13 protein-coding genes are annotated in these 16789 nt (G+C 73.9%); 7 read left to right on the forward strand and 6 right to left on the reverse strand.

Annotation, left to right across the window (positions count from 1 at the left end):
• Positions 1-108 precede the first annotated feature (108 nt).
• The 4 genes from ACI79D_RS23490 to ACI79D_RS23505 form a co-directional block, all read right to left on the reverse strand.
• A complete protein-coding gene (locus ACI79D_RS23490; RefSeq protein ID WP_456920943.1) occupies positions 109-1155 on the reverse strand; it encodes an LLM class flavin-dependent oxidoreductase in 1047 nt (348 codons plus the stop codon).
• Positions 1152-2693, reverse strand: a complete 1542-nt coding sequence (locus ACI79D_RS23495; protein ID WP_456920944.1) for an APC family permease — start codon at positions 2691-2693, stop codon at positions 1152-1154. Before ACI79D_RS23495 ends, ACI79D_RS23490 begins: the two co-directional genes overlap by 4 nt.
• 155 nt (positions 2694-2848) lie before the next feature.
• Positions 2849-3565 (reverse strand): cache domain-containing protein, encoded by a 717-nt coding sequence (locus ACI79D_RS23500; RefSeq protein ID WP_456920945.1) that lies wholly within the window; start codon positions 3563-3565, stop codon positions 2849-2851.
• Positions 3562-4335 carry a FadR/GntR family transcriptional regulator gene (locus ACI79D_RS23505; RefSeq protein ID WP_456920946.1) on the reverse strand — a complete coding sequence of 258 codons (774 nt, stop codon included), beginning with the start codon at positions 4333-4335 and terminating at the stop codon, positions 3562-3564. Before ACI79D_RS23505 ends, ACI79D_RS23500 begins: the two co-directional genes overlap by 4 nt.
• A gap of 128 nt (positions 4336-4463) precedes the next feature.
• Between ACI79D_RS23505 and ACI79D_RS23510 the strand changes: the two genes are divergently transcribed.
• The 4 genes from ACI79D_RS23510 to ACI79D_RS23525 are packed head-to-tail and all read left to right on the forward strand — an operon-like array spanning position 4464 to position 9351.
• A complete protein-coding gene (locus ACI79D_RS23510) occupies positions 4464-5966 on the forward strand; it encodes a (Fe-S)-binding protein (RefSeq protein ID WP_456920947.1) in 1503 nt (500 codons plus the stop codon).
• Positions 5967-5968: 2 nt separating this feature from the next.
• A complete protein-coding gene (locus ACI79D_RS23515; RefSeq protein ID WP_456920948.1) occupies positions 5969-7522 on the forward strand; it encodes an FAD-binding oxidoreductase in 1554 nt (517 codons plus the stop codon).
• Entirely contained in the window at positions 7509-7865 is a 357-nt protein-coding gene (locus ACI79D_RS23520; RefSeq protein ID WP_456920949.1) for a hypothetical protein, read from the forward strand. Before ACI79D_RS23515 ends, ACI79D_RS23520 begins: the two co-directional genes overlap by 14 nt.
• A gap of 40 nt (positions 7866-7905) precedes the next feature.
• Positions 7906-9351 carry a gamma-aminobutyraldehyde dehydrogenase gene (locus ACI79D_RS23525; RefSeq protein WP_456920950.1) on the forward strand — a complete coding sequence of 482 codons (1446 nt, stop codon included), beginning with the start codon at positions 7906-7908 and terminating at the stop codon, positions 9349-9351.
• A 219-nt stretch (positions 9352-9570) separates the two neighbouring features.
• Here ACI79D_RS23525 and ACI79D_RS23530 read toward each other — a convergent pair whose 3' ends face one another.
• On the reverse strand, positions 9571-11010 hold the full coding sequence (locus tag ACI79D_RS23530; protein WP_456920951.1) for an aldehyde dehydrogenase family protein: 1440 nt from the start codon (positions 11008-11010) through the stop codon (positions 9571-9573).
• Between the two features lie 123 nt (positions 11011-11133).
• Positions 11134-12636 carry a PucR family transcriptional regulator ligand-binding domain-containing protein gene (locus tag ACI79D_RS23535; protein ID WP_456920952.1) on the reverse strand — a complete coding sequence of 501 codons (1503 nt, stop codon included), beginning with the start codon at positions 12634-12636 and terminating at the stop codon, positions 11134-11136.
• Positions 12637-12766: 130 nt separating this feature from the next.
• Here ACI79D_RS23535 and speB point away from each other — a divergent pair, with 130 nt between their 5' ends.
• The 3 genes from speB to ACI79D_RS23550 are packed head-to-tail and all read left to right on the forward strand — an operon-like array spanning position 12767 to position 16782.
• Positions 12767-13714, forward strand: a complete 948-nt coding sequence (gene speB / locus ACI79D_RS23540) for an agmatinase (RefSeq protein ID WP_456920953.1) — start codon at positions 12767-12769, stop codon at positions 13712-13714.
• Positions 13711-15291: a thiamine pyrophosphate-binding protein gene (locus ACI79D_RS23545; protein WP_456920954.1), complete on the forward strand. Its 1581-nt coding sequence runs from the start codon at positions 13711-13713 to the stop codon at positions 15289-15291. The genes speB and ACI79D_RS23545 overlap by 4 nt, the downstream gene beginning before the upstream one ends.
• A 24-nt stretch (positions 15292-15315) precedes the next feature.
• Entirely contained in the window at positions 15316-16782 is a 1467-nt protein-coding gene (locus ACI79D_RS23550; protein WP_456920955.1) for a sodium:solute symporter, read from the forward strand.
• The last annotated feature ends 7 nt before the right edge of the window (positions 16783-16789 follow it).

Below are 16789 nucleotides of genomic sequence, written 5' to 3' on the forward strand. Positions count from 1 at the left end.
GGGGCGGCCCCGGCGGGGGCGGGGCGGGGGGGGGGGGCGCCCGCCCCCCCCCGCGGGGGGGGGGGGGGGGGGGGGGGGGGGCCGCCCCCCCCCCCCCCCCCCCTCCGCTCAGGCGAAGGCGGGCATGACCTCGTCGTGCAGCAGCCGCAGCTGCTCCTCCACGCTGGCCACGCCGGGCAGCTCGCGACCCGTGAACGCCTTCACCAGCGAGGCGTCGGTGATGGCCGCGATGAGGTGGTTGACCCCGGCCGGCTCGATCGCCTTGATCTTCGCGGTCACCTCCTCCGGCGTGCCGGAGAACGACAGCTTGTCCGCGATCTCCGGGGTGGTCAGCTCGATGCCCCGCGCCAGGTCGCCGCCGGCGATCGCGTCGATGATCGGCTTGAGGTCGGCCGGGTCCACGCCGTTGCGCTCGAGCTGCTCGGCCGGCATCGACGAGGCGTAGATCCCGACCATGCTGCGGGCGGCGTCCTTCGCGGCCGCGGAGTCGCGCCCGACCGAGACGACCACCCACGCGCCGAAGTCGAGCGTGGTCCAGTCCTTGCCCGCCTTCTCCGCGCCGGCCCGCAGGTGCTGGGCCGCGTAGTCGTAGGCCTCCCGGGTGTAGCTCAGGGCGTGGTGGCAGCCGTCGGAGTGCTCCGCCGCGGCGACGAACGAGCGCGGACCCCGCATCGCGCCCATCTTCACCGGCACCCGGTCCTGCACCGGCCGGGCGAAGGTGAACAACCCGTCGTAGCGGAAGAACTCGCCGTCGAAGGTGATCGCGCCCTCGTCGAGCAGCGTGCGGACGACGTGCACGCCCTCGACCACCCGCGACAGCGGCTTGGTCTGCGACCAGTCGATCTTGTACTCGGCGAGCAGGCCGAAGTTGCCGCTGCCGAGGACCACCTCGGCCCGGCCCCCGGTCAGCTCGTCGAGCGTCGCGGCGGCCTGCGCGATGAGCGAGGGCTCCCGCAGGACGACCCCCGACAGGCTCGGGCCCATGCGGATCCGCGACGTCTGCTGGGACGCGGCCGCGAACAGCAGCCAGAGGTCCTTGTGCCAGGTCTCGTCGGCGGCGTAGACGGCGTGGAAGCCGAGCTCGTCGGCGAGCTTGATGGCCCGCAACGACTCCTCGAGCGGGTAGTCCGGGAGCATCGCGTAGCTGAACCTCATCGGATCTCCTCCCTCACCGGGACACCGGCGTCCCGGCGGATCTGCTGGAGCTGGGCGGCCACCTCGCGGGCGTCGCCCTCGGGGATGTGCGCAGAGTGCCGGTCCGGCCGCGCAAGGAACAGGTACAGCAGCCCGGTCCCGGCGACGATGACCAGGCCGATCGCCACGATCCAGCGGTCGAGGAAGGTCTCGGTGCCGGGGGCGGGCTTGATCAGCAGGACGATCGCGAAGATCCCGTAGGCCAGCGCCAGCACGTTGACCACCAGGCCGGCCGAGCCGAGGTTCCACAGCCCCGCCGGGCGCCAGCCCTTGAGCCGCTGCCGCAGCGCGGCGAGCACGACCGCCTGGAAGGCGATGTAGATGCCGAGGACGGCGAAGGCGGTGACGCGGGCCAGGGAGTCCGGCCGCCAGAACACGAACAGGCAGATGAGCACCGGCACGACGCAGACGACCAGCAGCGCGTTGGTGGGGACGGCGTGCCGCTCCGAGACGTGCGACAGCCAGCCGCTGGCCGGGAGCATGCGGTCGCGGGCGAAGGCGTAGAGCAGCCGGCTGCCGGCGGCCTGCAGCGAGAGGACGCAGGAGATGAAGGCGGTCACCGTGACGACGAGGAACACCTTCGAGCCGGCCGTGCCGAGCGCGCCCTCGAGGATGGTCGGGATCGGGTCGACGTCCTCACCGGCCATGATCGCCTGGAGCTGGGCGTCCGGGGCGGCCAGCACGTAGCCGGCGTAGGACAGGAAGCCCGAGACGCCGCCGACGAGGATGGTCAGGATCATCGCCTTCGGGATCCGCCGGGTCGGGTCGGCGACCTCCTCGGCGACGTCGCCGCAGGCCTCGAAGCCGTAGAAGAGGAACAGGCCGGACAACGCCGCGGCGAGGAAGGTGCCCAGGTAGCCGCTGCCCCCGCCGGCGCCCAGGGTGTCGAAGAAGATCGTGAACGGCTGCTCGCGGCGGAACAGCAGCAGGAACAGCCCGAGCGCGATGACGCCGATGAGCTCGGCGGCCAGCCCGATCTTGGCGATGCGCGCCAGGTTGCGGGTGCCGCTGTAGTTGATGGCGAAGGCGAGCACCAGCAGGGCGACGGCGGTGGCCAGCGCGACGCCGGGCGTGGCCTCGATGCTGAACAGCGCCGCGACGAAGCCGCCGCCGAACTCGGCCACCGAGGTGACGGTGACGATGATCGCCCAGATGTAGACCCACGAGACGATCCAGGCGTAGCGCCGGTTCCACAGCCGCCGGGTCCACGGGTAGATGCCGCCGGCCAGCGGGTACTGCGAGACGACCTCGCCGAAGACCAGCGACACCAGCAGCTGGCCGACGCCGACGATCACGATCCACCAGATCGCCGGCGGGCCGCCGATGGAGAGGCTGTAGGCGAACAGCGAGTACACGCCCACCAGCGGCGAGAGGTACGTGAAGCCGAGGGCCATGTTGGCCCACAGGCCCATGCTGCGGTCGAACTCGCCGGTATACCCCAGTGCGGCGAGTTGTGCGTCGTCGGCAGTCCCGCCGGCGTGTGCTCCGGGTGGTGTCACCGGGTCTCCTCGGCTCGGTGGCCCGGCCCCGCCGACGGACGTCGGTGTGCCCCAGGCCACAAGGTCGGCGGAAAACCTATAGAGCCATAGTTCACAGGACAAGTCCCGTGTGTTTCGCCGGGGTTGCGTTTCGGTCGTCGGCCCCCGGGCGCCGGTCAGCCGGCGAGCCGCCGCCCGTCCTCGACCAGGAGCAGCCGCCAGGGCAGTCCGGGCAGGGCCGCGCCGCCCTCCGCCTCCGGGGCGCCTGCGGGGAGCAGGCTGCCCACCATCAGGCGCGGCGCCGTCGAGAGGACGACCCGCCCCTCGTCGTTGAGCAGCACGAAGGGCGTGCGCAGCGGGCTGAGCGCCTGCAGGAGGTGGGACTCGAACCGGCGCACGGGGACGTCGGCGCCGGCCACGCCGACGAACCCGCTCCCGGCCACGACCGGCTCGGTGAAGGTCAGCACGTAGCGCCCGGTGCCGTGGACGTCGACGTGAGGGCCGAAGGCGTGCCGCCGTCCGGTCCGGCGCGGGACGTCGTACCACTCGGTCGTCGTGTAGTCGTAGTAGCCCAGGCTCGTCGGCCGCAGGTCCGGCTCGAGGTTGTGCAGCTCCCCGTCGTCCGGGTCGACCTGCCACCACTCCAGCCGCTGGGGCAGGCCCTCCTCCGGTCGCGGTGCGACGACCAGTCCCAGGCCGACGGCGAGCTGGCCGGGCTCGCGCAGGAGTTCCTGGACGCCGTCCGGCAGGACCCACCTCCGGGCTCGCAGCCCGTCGCGCTCGACCGAGCGCAGCACCGCGTCGCGCACCCGGGCGACGGTGACGAACACCTGCTCCACGAGGTCGGACACCGCTGCGGCGACCCGCGCGGCCTCGTCCGTGCCAGTGGTCACGACACCTCCCGCTGCGCGGCGCTGAGATCCCCGAGGCGCTGCAGCCGCAGCTCGATCGCCCAGAGCGTCCGCGTCTCGATGTGGGCCTCGGTGAGGGCCCGGGCCCGGGCGGCGTCACGGTCCTCGATCGCGTCGATGACGGCCCGGTGGCCGGCGACGATCACGTCGAGCAGCCCGGGGGCGTGCGCCGGTGGCCAGGGCAGCTGGCCGAGCTCCAGGTGCAGGTCCATCTCCTGCATCGTCAGCCGCACCGACTGCGCGCAGGCCGCCAGCTCGATGTAGTACCGGCCGTCGGTGCGGCGCTGGCCGGTGACCGACCCGGCCGAGGCCAGCCGGTCGACGATGTCCCGCAGCCGGGCGATCTCCGTCCGCGACGCGCGGGAGGCCGCGAGGCGCGCCGCCGCCGCCGCGACCGCACTATGCACGTCGCCGAGCTCGCGCAGGTCCGTGGTGCCCAGCTCGGCCAGGCGGGCGTCGGCGAGCTCGGAGAGGACGTCCTCCCGCGACCGCACGAAGCTGCCGCCGCCGCGGCCCCGGCGGGTCTCGACCAGCCCGAGCTTGCGCAGCTCGGCCAGCGCCTCGCGCAGCGTCACCGTGGAGACGTTGAGCATCGTGGCGAGGTCGGCCTCCGTGGGCAGCTGCTCGCCGTCGGCGAGGAGGCCCAGCGCGATGGCGCTGCCCACCCGCCGGACGACGGCCTCGCTGCGCAGGGCGCCGTCGTCCAGGGGGGCGAAGACGGCGCGCCGGGCGTCACCGCTGAGCAGTTGCACGCTCGCCTCCTGTCACCGAGTGACCAGAAGTGTTACACCTCGGAACCACCGGCTTAACCGTTGATTCCATAGGTTTTCCTCGTTAGCGTGACGCACGCCCCACCCGCCCCTGTGACGAGGAGCACGCAGTGACACAGGTCCAGCCCGACCGGGCGTCCGAGGGGACACCCCGGGTCGACGCCCTCTCCGAGCCGTTCACCCCCGGTGCCCCGTCCAATTCACCGGAGCTGGCGGACTTCCCGGAGACGCTCGCCGGCCCCGTCCCCCCGCCGCACACCGACCCGAAGACGGCCGCGTTCGTCGAGCAGTGGCGCAACACCTCGTACAACTGCTTCTCCTCGGGGCACAAGTTCTGCCGCGAGGTCTGCCCGGTCACGCAGGTCGAGCGCAACGAGTCGTGGACCCCCACGGCCTTCCACGCCAACGTCGTGGCCATGGAGCGCGGCGAGCTCGACATCGCCGACATCGCCGCCGACTACGTCAACTGCACGCAGTGCGGCGCCTGCGAGCTGCGGTGCCCCAACACGCTGTTCACCGGCGACTTCTACCGGTTCCGCACGCGCACGGTCGACGTCGTCAAGGCGGTGCGGTCCCTCGCCGTGGAGAGCGGCGTGCACCAGCCGAGCTGGCAGATCTGGAACGAACGCACCGACCTGCGCACGCACGAGCCGGTGCTCGGCGAGACGCCGGTCAGCCAGGAGAAGGTGCGCGACTGGGCCGAGGGCCTCGACATCCCGATCGGCGGCGAGACGATCCTGTTCGTCGACTGCGAGGCCGCGTTCTACCGGACGTCGGTGCCGCGGGCGGTCGCCCAGATGCTGCAGATGGCCGGCTACGAGTTCGGTCTCATGGGCGAGCAGTGGTGCTGCGGCGGGCCGGCCGCGGAGATGGGCTACGCCGAGCAGGCGCAGCGCTTCGCCCGCCACAACCTCGACAACTGGCGGTCGACCGGCACCAAGCGGGTGCTGGTGCTCGACCCGCACGACTACATCAGCTTCACCGAGGACTACCCGAAGTACTTCGGCGAGGAGTTCGACATCGAGGTCGTGCTCGTCATCGAGGTGCTGGCCCAGCTGCTGCGCGAGGGCCGGCTGACCCCGACCGTGCCGGTGGACCGGGCGATCACGTACCACGACCCGTGCCGGCTCAACAAGCGCAAGGGCATCTGGGCCGAGCCGCGCGAGCTGCTGCGCGCCATCCCCGGGCTGCGCTTCGAGGACGTCGACCGGGTCACCCAGTGGTCGTACTGCTCCGGCGGCGGCGGTGGCCTGCCGATCGAGAAGCCCGAGCTCACCGCCAAGATCAGCGCCGCCCGCCTGGAGCGCGCCGCGGAGCTCGACGTCGACACCCTGGTCAGCGCCTGCCCGTGGTCGGAGCGGCCGCTGTCCGAGGCCGGCGACGCGGAGGACATCGACGTCGTCGACCTGCACGAGCTGTTCGCCCAGTCGCTCGGCATCACCGTCGGCGGCTCCCGCGGGGACGTCGGCGACCGGCGGCTGGCCCAGGAGCGCACCGGGGTCCCCGGGCGGGCCCGCCGCGCCCACGGAAGCAGTCGCGGCGGCTGCGGCGGCGGGGGCTGCGGCGGCGGGTGCGGCAACGGTTCCGGCGGCTGCGGGTGCGGGGGGCACTGACCATGACGATCACCGAACCGGCTCCCTTCACCCGGGAGCCCCTGGGCGAGACCGAGCTCAACACCCTGGTGGCGGCGCTGCGGCCGATCCTGGCCGACGACCAGATCCTGCTGGCGAAGACCGACCGCTACAACCGCGCCCGCGTCCCGGCGCCGTTCCCGGTGCACCGGTGGTCCGAGCGGGTGCCCGACGTCGTGGTGCTGCCCACCTCCACCGAGCAGGTGGCGGCCGTCGTGAAGGTCGCCAACGAGCTGCACATCCCGGTCGTCCCGCGCGACGGCGGGACCGGCCTGACCGACGGCGCCGTCCCGATGCGGCGCGGCATCGTCGTCGACGTCAAGCGGATGAACCAGATCCACGAGCTGGACCTGGTCAACCGCACCGTCACCGTGGGCACCGGCATCAGCATGCTCAAGCTCAACGAGCGGCTGGCCCAGCACGGGCTGTTCTACCCGGACGACCCGGCGTCCTACCCGTGCTCGCTGGTCGGCGGGCGGATCGGCACCAGCGGCTGGTCGCTGATCGGGTCGCGCTACGGGCACACCCGCGACCTGGTGCTCAGCTTCGACCACGTGCTGCCGACCGGCGAGGTGCTGCACGTCGGCGACGGCATCGGGCAGAAGATCAGCAAGAGCTCGAGCGGCTACCAGCTCAAGCACCTGTTCATGGGGCACCAGGGCACCCTCGGCATCGCCACCAAGGCCACGCTGAAGCTCTTCCCGAAGCCGGAGGCCGAGCTCTCGCCGTTCTGGGCGTTCGACAACTACGACGACGCGCACGCCTGCACCGGCGCGCTCGCCCGCGCCGGGGTGGCCACCTTCGCCGGCGCGGTGCTCTTCGACGAGCACAAGGTCGCCTACCTGCGCCGGGACGACGAGGCCTACATCCCCCAGCCCACCGACGTCCGCGCCCTGGTGTGCGCGGTGATGTACGGCTACGAGGACGAGGTGCGGGCCGGCGGCAAGCGGCTGTTCCGGATCGCCAAGGAGCACGGCGCCCGCTACCTGGGCGACGAGATCTCCGAGGGCGACTGGGCGGCGCGGCACGACCGGTACGCCACTCCCCTGCACGGGCGCACCAAGGACGGTCAGGTCATCCCGATGTCCTGGCACTGCGAGGACGCCGCGGTGAACTTCTCCGCCGTCCCCGCGGTCAGCAAGGCGTGGCACGAGATCCTCGCCGACCTGCGCCGGAAGACCGACGTCTTCGACGACTGGGGGATGTTCGCCTACACGTCGGCCGCCACCGGCGTCGACTACCTGACCGAGATCGACGTCGGCATCTGGGAGCAGCGCCTGGACGACGCCGCGTGGGCCGCGTGGGTGCAGGCCAAGCGGGAGATCGCCGCGGTCGCCATCGCCCACGGCGGGTCGATGAGCGCCTGCCACGGCTCCTGCCGCGAGGGCGAGGTCGACCTGCTGCCGCAGGAGCTCGGCCGCGGCTTCGACGTGATGCTCGAGGTCAAGCGTGCGCTGGACCCGAACAACGTGATGAACCCGGGCAAGTACCTGCTCGACCGGGCCTATGGGAGGGACACCACCGATGAGAACCGATGACCAGCCCGCGGGCCCGTCGGCGACCGCGCCCTACCGGTTCGCCGAGCAGCACACCCCGCCGGCGCCGCTGCGGGTGAGCGAAGTGGCGCAGACGACCTTCGAGCACGTCTACGAGGTCGACCCGCGCCTCATGCAGGAGCACGTGCTCCAGCAGGTGTTCCCCAACTGGGACACGCTGCGGATCATGCGCAGCCGGCACGACCACCTCGCGTGGATGCACCGCCACTTCGCGGAGAAGGTGGTCACCGGGTCCGAGCTGCTGGCGGAGGTCGAGGCCGAGATGGGGAATCCGCAGCCGGATGCCCCGGCGGCTGGACCGATCGGCGGTCCGGCAGCAGGATGACGACGGGATCAGCACGGGGAACGGACGAGAGGGACCTGCCGTGAGCGAGAAGCTCGAGCTGCGCAACTTCGTCGGCGGGGAGCACGTCGACGCCACGGACGGCCGCCGGATGGACCTGGTGGACCCCGCGACCGGCGAGGTGTTCGCCACCGCGCCGGTCGCCGGTGCCGAAGACGTCGACCGCGCCTACACCGCCGCGGCGAACGCCTTCCCGGGCTGGCGGGACGCCACCCCGTCGGAGCGTTCCCTGGCGCTGTTCCGCATCGCCGACGCGATCGAGGAGCACGCCGACGAGCTGGTGGCGCTGGAGAGCCGCAACACCGGCAAGCCGCTCGGGCTGACCGCGAGCGAGGAGATCCCGCCGATGGTCGACCAGATCCGGTTCTTCGCCGGCGCGGCGCGCAACCTCGAGGGCAAGGCGGCCGCCGAGTACATGGCCGGCCACACGTCCTGGGTCCGCCGGGAGCCGGTCGGGGTCATCGGCCAGGTCACGCCGTGGAACTACCCGATGATGATGGCGGTCTGGAAGTTCGCCCCGGCGATCGCGGCGGGCAACGCCGTCGTCCTCAAGCCGAGCGACACCACGCCGGCGACCACGCTGCGGCTGGCCGAGCTGGCCGCGGAGTTCCTCCCCGCGGGCGTGCTCAACGTGATCTGCGGGGACCGCGACACCGGCCGGGCGCTGGTCGAGCACCGCACCCCGCAGATGGTCTCGATCACCGGGTCGGTGCGGGCGGGCATGCAGGTCGCCGAGACCGCGGCGCGCGACGTCAAGCGGGTGCACCTCGAGCTCGGCGGCAAGGCGCCCGTGGTGGTCTTCGACGACGCCGACCTCGAGGCTGCCGCCGAGGCGATCGCGGTCGCCGGCTACTTCAACGCCGGGCAGGACTGCACCGCCGCCACCCGCGTGCTGGCCGGGCCGGGCATCCACGACGACTTCGTCGCGGCGCTGACCGAGCAGGCGAAGAACACGCGGACGACGTTCGACAACGGCGCCGGCGACGAGGACGCGATGGTGCCGCCGGTCAACAACGCCAACCAGCTGGCCCACGTCACCGGGTTCCTCGACCGCGCGCCCGACCACGCCGAGGTCACCGCGGGTGGGCGGCGGCAGGGCGACCGCGGCTTCTTCGTCGAGCCGACCGTGGTCGCCGGGCTGCGGCAGGACGACGAGATGGTGCAGAACGAGATCTTCGGCCCCGTCATCACCGTCCAGCGGTTCAGCGACGAGGACCAGGCGCTGGCCTGGGCCAACGGCGTCGAGTACGGCCTGGCCTCCAGCGTCTGGACGAAGGACTTCGGCCGGGCCATGCGGATGAGCAAGGCGCTCGACTTCGGCTGCGTGTGGATCAACACCCACATCCCGCTGGTCGCCGAGATGCCGCACGGCGGCTTCAAGCACTCCGGCTACGGCAAGGACCTGTCGATGTACGGGTTCGAGGACTACACCCGCATCAAGCACGTGATGGCCAACATCGAGTCCTGACGCCCGCGGGGCAGGAGCGGCCATCCCTGCCCCGGGCGGCGGCGAGGCCCCGGTCCGGCGCGGACCGGGGCCTCGTCGCGTCGGGTGTCCTCGTCCTGGCCCCGACCCCGGCCGCCCACCCCACACCCCTCCGCGTTGATCATGGGGTCGTTGCCGGCGACACTCGCGGACACGCCGCGCGGGCCGGCAACGACCCCATGATCAACGACTGGGGGCGGTCTACACCGCGATGCCGGTGAGGACGAGTACGCGCTCCTCGGTGAGGTCCTCCATCGCCGCGTGCACGCCCTCGCGGCCGGTGCCGGAGTCCTTCACCCCGCCGTAGGGCATCTGGTCGGCGCGGAAGCTGGGCACGTCGCCGACCACCACTCCCCCGACCTCGAGCTCCTGGGCGGCGCGGAAGGCGACCTGCAGGTCCCGGGTGAACACGCCGGCCTGCAGCCCGAACCGGCTGTCGTTGACCCGGGCGAACGCCTCGTCCAGCGAGTCGACGGCGTCGAGCACGACGACCGGGCCGAACACCTCCTCGCAGGACACCTTGGCCGTGGCGGGCACGCCGGTGAGCACCGTGGGCGCGTACGCCGCGCCCTCCCGGGTGCCCCCGGTGAGCACGGTCGCGCCGGCGGCGGCCGCCTCGTCGACCCAGCTCTCGACCCGTCGGGCGGCCGGCTCGTCGATGAGCGGGCCGACGTCGGTCGCGTCGTCCGTGGGGTCGCCGGTGACCAGCTTCTGCACGGCCTCCACCACCCGCTCGGTGAGCCCGGCTGCGACGTCGCGGTGGGCGAACACCCGCTGCACCGAGATGCAGGACTGCCCGGCCTGGTACATGGCGAACGTCGCGATCCGGGAGGCCGCCCACGCCAGGGACTCCTCGTCGCCCTGGTCCGGGCCGACCACGACCGCGGCGTTGCCGCCGAGCTCGAGGGTCACGTGCTTGCGCGGCGCGGACTCGCGGATCGCCCAGCCGACCGGCACCGAGCCGGTGAACGAGACGACCGGCAGCCGCGGGTCGCGGACCAGCTCCGCGGCGACGTCGTTGGTCACCGGCAGCACCGACCACGACCCGGCCGGCAGGTCGGTCTCGGCCAGGAGCCCGCCGAGCAGCAGGGCGGTCAGCGGGGTCGCCAGGGCCGGCTTGAGGACGATGGGCGCGCCGACGGCGATCGCGGGGGCCACCTTGTGGGCGACCAGGTTGAGCGGGAAGTTGAACGGCGCGATGCCGAGCACCGGGCCGCGCGGCACCCGCCGCACCAGCGCCATCCGGCCGGTCGCGGCCGGGTCGGTGTCCAGCCGCTGCAGCGTGCCCGACCACCGGCGGGTCTCCTCGGCACCCCAGCGGAACGTCGACACCGCGCGGTCGACCTCCAGCCGCGCCCACTTGCGCGGCTTGCCCGACTCCGCGGTGATCAGCTCGGCGACCTCCTCGCGGCGCTCGGCCAGCCGCCGGGAGACGTGGTCGAGGGCGGCGGCGCGGGCGTGTGCGGGGGTCGCCGCGCACGCCGCCCGGGCGCCGTGCGCCGCGGCGACCGCGGCCTCGACGTCGGCCGGGCCGGCGAGGGTGGTGCGGCCGGCCACGGCGCCGTCGTGCGGCGAGGTGACCTCCAGGACGTCGTCGCCGGTGGCGGGCCGGCCGGCGACCCAGTACGGGGTGGTGGTCATGCGTGCTCCTCGGGACGGGGGCGGGGCTCCGGGGCGAATCTGCGGGACGCCGCCCACCGCGGGCCAGAGCCGGTCTGTCCACTCCCGCGGCCGCGGAGCGCCGACCCGGCACCGCGCCGGCGGTCAGTCCTCCGCCGCCATCCGCGCCAGGTCCCGCGCCCGCAGCGCCAGCCACAACTCCTGGCGGTCCTGCGCCGACCCCATGCGCCGCCCGGTGAGCCGTTCCACCGCCTCGACACGGGCCCGCACCGTGTGCCGGTGCACCCCCAGCGTGGTGGCCGCGGCCGCCCAGTGCCCGTTGTGCTCGAGGAACGCGGTCAGGGCCCGGATCAGCTCGCCCGCACGGTCGGAGGCGTCGAGGTGCCCGAGTACGGCGTCGGCGTGCGCGGCCAGCCGCTGCGCGGGCACCCCGGACAGCAGCATCCGGCTGCTGGCCAGCTCACCGGCCCGGGTGTGCCGCCCGCTGACCCGGCTCTCGGGCAGCGCCGACCACGCCTGCCGCAGGGAGACGACGAGCGCCCCCGGCCGGGTCCCGATCCCGATCCCGGCGGGACGCCCGGCCGCCAGGGTCGCGAGCGCCGCGGGCAGGTCGACGGTCCGCGGCACGGCCAGCTCGACGACGTCGCCGACGACCCGGACCAGCGCGTCGGGGAGCGACGCGGAGAGGTCCGCGGCCACGTCCTCGCTGTCGCCCGGCGCCTCGACCACCGCGGCGCGCAGGTCGGCGTCGGGCAGCCCGATCGAGACCAGCCAGCGTGCCGCGACGAGGTCGTCGACCGCCGCCCGGGACAGCCGGGCGAGCACCTGGGCCCGTCCCCGGCGCTGCGCCGCGCCCAGGCCGTGCCGGCGCTCCAGCTCCAGGGTCAGCAGCGAGGCGAGGTCGCCGGTCACCTGGTGCGAGTGGGGGACGTCGGCCGGCCCGTCGAGCAGCAGCCACGCCCGCAACCGGCGCGAGCCCAGCGGCAGCACCTCGCGGCGCCGCGCGGCCGTCGAGTCGGCGGCCGCGGCGAGCAACCCCTGGTCGCGCACCGAGTCGACGAGGCCGCGCAGCTCGTCCGCCAGCCGTGCCGCCCCCGCGCCGGACTCCGCGACCGGCCGCCCGAGCAGGTCGACCACCAGTCCGGTCCGACCCGTGGCCTCGGCGTGGGCGGCGAGGATCCCGACCAGGCCGCCCGGCTGCACGGCGGCCGCGGTCAGCGCCCGCTGGGTGTGCAGCGCCCACTCCAGCTGCCGGCGCTCCTCCCGGGCCCGGTGGGCGAACACCGCCTTGGTCACCGCGACGAACGGCACCCCGTCCGGCACGCACAGCAGCGGCATCCCGACCGCCTCGGCCGCGGCGACCAGGCAGGCCGGCGCGGCCTGGTAGCGCAGCTGCGCCCCCAGCCCGAGGCCGAGCGCCCGGACGCCGGCCGCGTGCAACCCGGCGACGTACGACGCGCACCCGGCGTCCGACTCGTCCAGCAGGAGCCCGATCGTCAGCAGCAGCTCCCCGCCCTGCAGCCACGGGCCCGGCTCGGTCAGCTCGGACACGGCCGCCGCCTCGATCGCGCGGTCGAGCGACCCGTGGCCGGCGACGACCTCCAGCCGCAGGGACGGGGCCGATGCGAGCTCGCCGACGGTCAGCACCCGGCGCTCCCTCCTGGACGTCGTGGCGAACTGGGAGGACCACGATTCGCCACTTCGTCCATTCTGGCGGACGGCCCCGGAACGCGACGCTCGTCACACCTCGCACAACGCCGTCCCAGGAGCCGCAGCCGTGACCCGTCCCGAACCCATCGGCCCGGTCGACGCCACCGTCGTGCCGCGCTACGCCGGCCCCGCCACCTTCGCCCGGCTGCCCCGCCTCGACGAGGTCGACGCCGTCGACGTCGCCGTGGTGGGGATGCCCTTCGACTCGGGGGTCTCCTACCGCCCTGGTGCGCGGTTCGGGCCCGCGCACGTCCGGGCGTCGTCGAAGCTGCTGCGCCCCTACCACCCGGCGCTGGACGTCTCGCCGTTCGCCGCCCAGCAGGTCGCCGACGCCGGGGACCTCGCGGTCAACCCCTTCGACCTCGACGAGGCCATCCGCGGCATCGAGCGCGGCGCCGACGAGCTGCTCGACCGAGCCGCCACGCTGCTGTCCATCGGCGGCGACCACACCATCGCGCTACCGCTGCTGCGCTCGCTGCACCGGCGACACGGGCGGGTGGCCGTCCTGCACTTCGACGCGCACCTCGACACGTGGGACACCTACTTCGGCGCGCCCTACACCCACGGGACCCCGTTCCGGCGGGCCGCCGAGGAGGGCCTGCTCGACCCGGAGCACTGCCTGCACGTCGGCATCCGCGGGCCGCTGTACTCGGTCAAGGACCTCGCCGAGGACGGTGTCCTCGGCTTCCAGGTCATCGGGTCCGACGACTACCAGACCGACGGCGTGGCCACCGTCGTGGAGCGGGTGCGGGCGCGGCTCGGCGACGTCCCGGTCTACGTCTCGATCGACATCGACGTCCTCGACCCCGCGCACGCGCCGGGCACGGGCACGCCCGAGGCGGGCGGGCTGACCAGCCGCGAGCTGCTCCACACCCTGCGCGGCCTGGTCGGCGCCAACGTCGTCGGAGCCGACATCGTCGAGGTCGCCCCCGCCTACGACCACGCGGAGATCACCGGCATCGCCGCGGCGCACGTGGGCTACGAGCTGCTCGCCGTGCTCGCCGCCAACCGGTGAGCACGCACCGCAACGGCGGTGCGGCCGTCGTCGAGACGCTCGCCGCGCACGGCGTCGACACCGTGTTCGGCATCCCGGGGACGCACAACCTCGAGCTGTACCGGCACCTCGCCGCTGCCGGGATCCGTCCGGTCACCCCTCGCCACGAGCAGGGCGCGGGCTACGCCGCCGAGGCCTACGCGCGGGTCTCCGGCCGGCCGGGAGTCGTGGTCACCACCAGCGGCCCGGGGCTGACCAACGCGATGACCGCCGCGGCCACCGCCTACGCCGAGTCCCAGCCGGTGCTCGTCGTCTCTCCCGGCGTGCCGACCGGGACGGAGGGCGCCGACCTCGGCCTCCTCCACGAGTGCAAGGACTCCAGCGGCGCGATGGACCGGCTGGTGCGGTGGAGTCGCCGGGTCCGCAGTGCCGACGAGGCCGCTGAGGCGGTCACCGAGGCCTTCGCGTCGTTCACCGGCGGACGCCCCCGCCCGGTCCACGTCGAGATCCCGGTCGACGTCCTCGAGCAGGACTGGGCCGGGACGCCGCGCACCGCCGATCCCGCCCCCGCACCCGCCCCGGACCCCGACGCCGTCCGCCGGGCCGCCGCGCTGCTCGCCGCCGCCCGGCGCCCGCTGCTCATCGCCGGCGGCGGCGCCGTCGACGCCGCCGCGGAGGTGACCGGCCTGGCCGAGGCGCTCGGCGCGCCGGTCGCCACGACCGTGAACGGCAAGGGCGTCCTCGCCGAGGACCACCCGCTGTCGGTCGGTGCCTCGGTCCGGCTGCGGGCGCTGCAGCACGAGGCCGCGGCGTGCGACGCGCTGCTGGTCGTCGGCAGCGAGCTCGGCGACTCCGACCTGTGGGAGGGGCGGATCGCCGCCCCCGTCGTGGTGCGCGTCGACGTCGACGCCGGCCAGCTGCACAAGAACTGCCCCGCCACCGTGGGACTGCACGCCGACGCGGCTCCCGCCCTGCGGGCGCTCCGCGCGCTGCTCCCCGATCGGACCGGGGACGGCGCCCGCCGCGCCGCGGAGCTGCGCGCGGCCTGCCGCGCGGAGGCCCGGTCCGACGGCGGGACCCACGAGGAGGTCAACGCCGCGGTCCGGGCGGCGCTGCCCGCCGACGCCGTCCTGGCCGGGGACAGCTCCCAGGTCACCTACCGGGGCTCGGTGCACTTCTTCGACGTGCCCGCGCCGCGCCGGTTCTGCTACACGCCCGGCTTCGCCACCCTCGGCTACGGCTTGCCGGCCACCGTCGGCGCTGCGCTCGCCCGACCCGGCCGCCCGGTGGCCGCGCTCCTCGGGGACGGCGCCCTGATGTTCGCGGTGCAGGAACTGGTCACCCTCGCCGAACTGCGGCTGCCGGTGCCGGTGGTGGTGGTCGACAACGGCGGCTACCGCGAGATCCGTGACCAGGAGGTCGCCCGCGGGATCCCGCCGACAGCGGTCGACCTGACCACGCCCGACCTCGCTGCGATCGCCACCGCGATGGGCGCGCACGGGGTGCGCACCGCGGACCCCGCGGCACTCACCGCCGTCGTAGCCGACGCCCTGTCGGCCGACCGCCCGACCCTCGTCCACCTGGACGCCCGCCCGTGACCCGCACACTCGAGGAGGAGTGACATGGACAGCCACTGGGACACCGCCGTCGTCTGCGTCTACCTGGTCGCCATGATCGGCTTCGGCTTCTGGGGCAAGCGCCGCGCCACCACCCAGTCGGACTTCCTGGTCGCCGGACGGCGACTGGGCCCCCTGCTCTACTCCGGGACGATGGCCGCCATCGTGCTCGGGGGCGCCTCCACCATCGGCGGCGTCGGCCTCGGCTACGAGTACGGGCTGTCCGGCATGTGGCTGGTCGTCGCGATCGGCACCGGCATCCTCGCGCTGTCGCTGCTGTTCGCCGGCCGGATCCAGCGGCTGGGCGTCTACACCGTGAGCCAGATGCTGGAACTCCGCTACGGGCCCGGCTCCAGCGTGCTGTCCGGGCTGGTGATGTTCGGCTACACGCTGATGCTGTCGGTCACCTCGACCATCGCCTACGCGACGATCTTCGGCGCCCTCCTCGACCTGTCGAAGGTCCCGGCGATCATCCTCGGCGGCAGCGTCGTCGTCATCTACTCGACGCTGGGCGGCATGTGGTCGATCACCCTGACCGACTTCGTCCAGTTCGTGATCAAGACCATCGGCATCTTCTTCATCCTGCTGCCGGTCACGCTGTGGCGGGCGGGCGGCGTCGACGGCCTGGCCGAGCGCCTGCCCGTCGACGCGCTCTCGCTCACCAGCATCGGCGGCGGGACGATCGTCACCTACTTCGTGGTCTACACGTTCGGTCTGCTGATCGGGCAGGACATCTGGCAGCGGGTGTTCACCGCCCGCAGCCCAGGTGTCGCGAAGTGGGCCGGCGCGGCGTCCGGCGTCTACTGCCTGCTCTACGGGGTGGCGGGTGCGGTCATCGGCATGGCCGCCCGCGTCGTGCTGCCCACGCTCGACGCCCGGGACGACGCGTTCGCCGCCGTGGTCGAGGCCACCATGCACCCGCTGCTGGCCGGGCTCGTGCTCGCCGCCGCCCTGGCAGCGGTGATGTCGACCTCCAGCGGCGCGCTGATCGCCACCGCGACCGTGTTCAGCCAGGACATCGTCGCGCGGCTGCGGGGCCGTGACCCCGAGGCGGGCAGCGAGCACGACCACGTCCGCAGCAACCGGCTCTACGTGGCCGGCTTCGGCGTCCTGATGATCGTGATCGCCTGCGCGCTGCAGGACGTCGTCGCCGCGCTGACCATCGCCTACGACATCCTGGTCGGCGGCCTGCTCGTCGCGATCCTCGGCGGGCTGGTCTGGCGGCGCGGGACCAACGTCGGCGCGCTGGTCTCGATGGCGGCGGGGACCGTCGCCACGCTCGCCACCATGGCCGTCGTCGGGGACATCTACGCCAACGAGCCGGTCTACCTCGGGCTCGCCGCCGGCCTGGTCGGCTACGTCGTCGGCAGCCTCGTCTCGCCACCCACGGCCCCGCACGTGCTGGCCACCTGGGACCGGCGCCTCGCCGGCGAGGCGCGCCCGCCGGTGCCCGCCGAGCCCGTCAGTTCCTGACCCACCC

The sequence above is a fragment of the Geodermatophilus sp. SYSU D00708 genome (genome assembly GCF_054050115.1).